The sequence below is a fragment of the Hydrocoleum sp. CS-953 genome, assembly GCF_002260545.1.
GTDB lineage: Bacteria > Cyanobacteriota > Cyanobacteriia > Cyanobacteriales > Microcoleaceae > Trichodesmium.
In genome coordinates, this window is the sequence record NZ_LGSU01000685.1 from 1 (window position 1) to 4235 (window position 4235).

The 4235-nt window shown below is 34.4% G+C and carries 3 protein-coding genes; 2 read left to right on the top strand and 1 reads right to left on the bottom strand.

Annotated features, from left to right (window positions below):
- Window positions 1-195 precede the first annotated feature (195 nt).
- Together AFK68_RS07870 and AFK68_RS07875 are read left to right on the top strand one after the other, a co-directional pair.
- The gene (locus AFK68_RS07870) at window positions 196-1419 is read left to right on the top strand and encodes a DUF1460 domain-containing protein (RefSeq protein ID WP_246844057.1); all 1224 of its coding nucleotides are present in this window, start codon (window positions 196-198) and stop codon (window positions 1417-1419) included.
- Between the two features lie 224 nt (window positions 1420-1643).
- Window positions 1644-2354, top strand: a complete 711-nt coding sequence (locus AFK68_RS07875) for a TIGR00266 family protein (RefSeq protein ID WP_094672271.1) — start codon at window positions 1644-1646, stop codon at window positions 2352-2354.
- 197 nt (window positions 2355-2551) lie between these two features.
- Here the strand turns inward: AFK68_RS07875 and AFK68_RS07880 are convergent, their stop codons facing one another.
- Window positions 2552-3889, bottom strand: coding sequence for a D-alanyl-D-alanine carboxypeptidase (locus tag AFK68_RS07880; protein ID WP_094672272.1), 1338 nt, complete (start codon window positions 3887-3889; stop codon window positions 2552-2554).
- Window positions 3890-4235 lie beyond the last annotated feature (346 nt).

A 4235-nucleotide genomic window follows, 5' to 3' on the forward strand; every position in this document is an offset into this window, starting at 1 on the left:
TACTTGCACATATTTATAGTCTAAAATTCCCAATACACAGTTGTAAGATTTTATCGTAGGGGTTTGGTCTCCAAACCATAGTCAGAATAATGGGATTTGAAAACCAAATCCCTACAATTTTTCTCACATCTCATTCCTGATTGCTATATAACTAATACTTGCACATATTTGTAGTCTAAAATTCCTGGTAAAAAAATGAAAAAATTCTTAGAGTTAACTATTTTAACAGTCGCATTCACTGGTTTATACACAGTAAAATTTCCTCTAGATTTAAATAGTTCGATGTCTTTTTTCAGTGCGGGTAATGCTGCTGAAAAAAATGGAAATATTCAGACAAAATATCTTGCAAATAACCAGGATAATGACAAAATAAAATCTGATGTTAAAAAGTTAATTAATCCCCTAGCGTCTATTTCGGAAAAATTATTAAATTTACGTCTAATTCAATTTTCAGATACAACTTTAAAATCCAAATATTTATCTAGTAATCCTTTCTCAAAATCATCTACTTTATCAAAGCTAAATGTTTCAAAAGAATTCCCAGTAGGTCCGTCTCAACCTCCCACAAGACCATTAATTGAGATTCACTTAAATAAAAGTGGTAGAGAAAAAGGAGTTAATAAACTACCTCCATCAAATATTCAAGAAGACCCTAAATTTAAACCAGTGATGGAGTATGCCATAAAACAGAATCTTGCTGAAGGTTCTATGGCAGAAATTATGCAGGCGATCGCTGATTATTTTATTGGTACTCCCTACAAAGCTGGATTATTAGACAAATCAAATCAAGAATCTTTAGTTATTACTTTGGATGGATTTGATTGTGTATTATTTGTGGAAACTGTCTTGGCAATGGCTAGAGGAATAGCAATGGAAGATTATTCTTATTTGACCTTTATTAATAACATTAGAAACCAGCGTTATTGGAAAGGTAAAATGGATGGATATTGCAGCCGTTTACATTATTTTTCTGAATGGATTGCTGATAATCAAAGACGGGGAAATGTTAGAGATATTGGTGTTGAATTAGGTGGTGAAAGAGTAAAAAAACAATTATTTTTTATGAGCAAAAATAGATGGAATTATCCACAAATTGCTAGTAATGATGCGAATTATCAGTGCATTGTTAGTATGGAAGATAATATTAGTAAACTGAAAATAAACTACATTCCATACTATAAAATTAGGAGTATTTATGGTCAACTAAAACCAGGAGATATTATTGCCGTAGCGACAGAAATTAATGGACTAGATGTTACTCATACTGGCTTAGTTTATCGTAATTCTGATGGTAATATTGGTTTTATTCATGCTTCTCCTGCGGGAAAAGTAACGGTTGCTTATGATTTAGAAAGATATATTTGGAATGTGGAAAGTGCCATTGGTATTTTAGTAGCAAGACCAGTCGATCCAAGATAAGTTAGAATTCAGAATTTATAATTTAGAATGCAGAATTTATAATTTAGAATTACCTCTTCTTATAAAAAAGAGGATTGGGTAAAAGGATTTTTTTCTTTTTTGTCCATCAATGGAGAGGGTTTTATACCCTGATTTTTCGGTAAATATAAAAAAAAAAAAAGGGGGGAAAGGATAGAGATAATATAATGTTATCATCTCCACAATGTTAAGGATGTGTATATATTATGGCCGCTGATATTATTGACTATCAAATAAAAGGAGAATCTCTACAATTAGTAGAAATTGAACTTGACCCTGAAGAAGGAGTTAGAGCAGAAGCAGGAGCAATGACCTATATGGAACAAGGCATTGAAATGCAAACTACTACTGGTGGTGGTGCTTGGAAAGGTTTTAAGCGAATGTTGACTGGATCAAGTTTTATGATTACTACTTTTTTCAATCAAGGTACAGGTAAAGCTAAAGTTGCTTTTGCTGCTCCCTATCCCGGGCAAGTTATTACTTTGAATTTAACAGAATTAGGAGGAGAATTTTTATGTCAATCTAGTTCTTTTCTCTGCGCTGCTAATGGTATTGATATTGAAATTGCTTTTACTAAAAAGGTAGGTGCTGGTTTTTTCGGTGGAGAAGGTTTTATCCTACAAAAATTACAGGGAAATGGTTTAGCTTTTGTTCATGCAGGAGGAACAATAATTGAAAAAAATCTGGCTGCGGGTGAAGAATTGCGGGTAGACACTGGTGCAGTAGTTGGCTTTTCTACTTCTGTTCAATATGACATTCAAAAGGTGGGTGGTTTGAAAGATATGTTATTTAGTGGAGAGGGTTTATTTTTAACTAAATTAACAGGTCCTGGTTTAGTTTATCTCCAAAGTTTACCTCTCTCAACTATGGCACGAAAAATTGTTGCTGCTGCACCTGTTCAGCAGTCAATTTCTTAGAAAAGAGGGAGTAGGAAGTAGTAGGGGAAAATAATTGATTTTATTTTTTCTTATTTGAAAAAAATAATGCTTTACTTGAGTAATTAACAGGCAGAATTACCTTTTTAATAATTATTCATGTTTTGAATACTCCTGTACAGAACTTGTATGCAACTTCCTTACTGCCTATTCCCTACTCCCTACTCCCTACTCCCTAATTACATAATTTCACTACGAGAAGTTTTAGCTTTTCTGTCAGGATTAGGTGTTAATTCTGATGGCAATAACTCAACAGCACCCCACTTGTTCAACATATCTCTTAGTAAAATTTCTTGTTGATTTCTTAATTGATTTACACTCACTCCTTTATTCAGAATTGTAAACCAAACAATTCCCTTTTCTTTTGTTGGTAAAGCACCTGCTAAAGCACTAACATAATCTAAGGTTCCCGACTTAACTACTGCCAAATTTGGAAGTTGTTTCCGCTCTTCTAAAATACCTTTATCTTTGCCAACTATAACAAACACATCTGCCACACTCATATTGTATTGCTGAAGATATTTATCAATTGCTAGAAACATTCCCGTAGCTGCGCGAGGAGAAATACGATTTTCCTCCCCTAAACCAGAACCATTAATTAATTGAATTTCCTCTTTTGGTACTCCCGTAAATTCAGCAGCTTTTGTGGCAACTACTTGATAACCTCCCACAGCTTCAGCTAACATATCTGCCATTAAATTATTGCTATATTGATTCATTTTCTTTACCAGTTCAGCTAGGGGAAAAGAATAATGTCTAATTAATAGTTTTGTATTTTGAGGAGCAGTGGGAGAAACTTCTACAATACCATCAATTATTACTTGAGGTTTTGGCGTTCCTGGAGGTAAAGTTTGATATTGATTTAAAGCTTCTCCCGACCAAATTTGACTATTCAATCCTTGTTTAAGAAAATTACCAGCAGTCTGAGGATTAGATTCAAAGTTCATGTAAAATTTACCAGTAATAATTAGATTGCCAGTAACTCTTTGAATGCCTATTTTATTTAATAAATTGCCAATAGCGATCCCTTCTTCCCAAACAAATAATGGGTCTTCTCCTCCTTGGATGACTAAATCTCCATTTAAGACACCATTTTCAATTTTTCCAGTTGTAGAAATTAAGGTAATAAATTGATGGTTAGGATTAAAAGTTTTTAAGGCGACTAAAGAGGTTGCTACTTTAGTAATGGATGCTGCGGGTAAAGGAATTGTACCTTGATGATTTGCTAATAAAGTATCATTTGATTGTATCCAAATTCCTTGATTTTGTTGGGAAAATCCTTGATTTGCTAATGTATTGAGATATGTTTGTACTTGAGTAGAAGCTATTTTTTCGGGATTATTTGGAGGTAATGTTAAAGGTTTTTCGGGGATTTTTATTGATATTTGTGATGCTTCTGGGGAAGGAGTTGCTTCTGGAGTGGGAGATGTTATTTCCGGTTCAGGAGATTGACATCCAATTAGACATAAGGAAATACAGAGAGTAGTTATAGATAGTTTTTTTGGCGTTAGTTTCATCTGGAGAAATTACCTTTTAATAATCGAATTTGGTACCATTCATTATTATAATCAAGGGTTTGCTTTAGGTTGAACAACTGTCATTGCGACGATAGGAAGCAATCTCAGGGGTTTCGCGAGATTGCTATCCGTTCCGGAATGCTCCGCAAACCTTACACTCCCTTCCAGTCGCAATAACTTGGGTATAGTAACCCGGACTTGATAAAAGGAGTTAGAAGTCAGAAGTTACTTGAAAGTATTACATAGATTCATTGTAGGGGCGAATGGCATTCGCCCTCCACAGGGAATGGCATTCGCCCTCCACAGGGAATGGCATTCGCCCTCCACAGGGAATGGCATTCGCCCT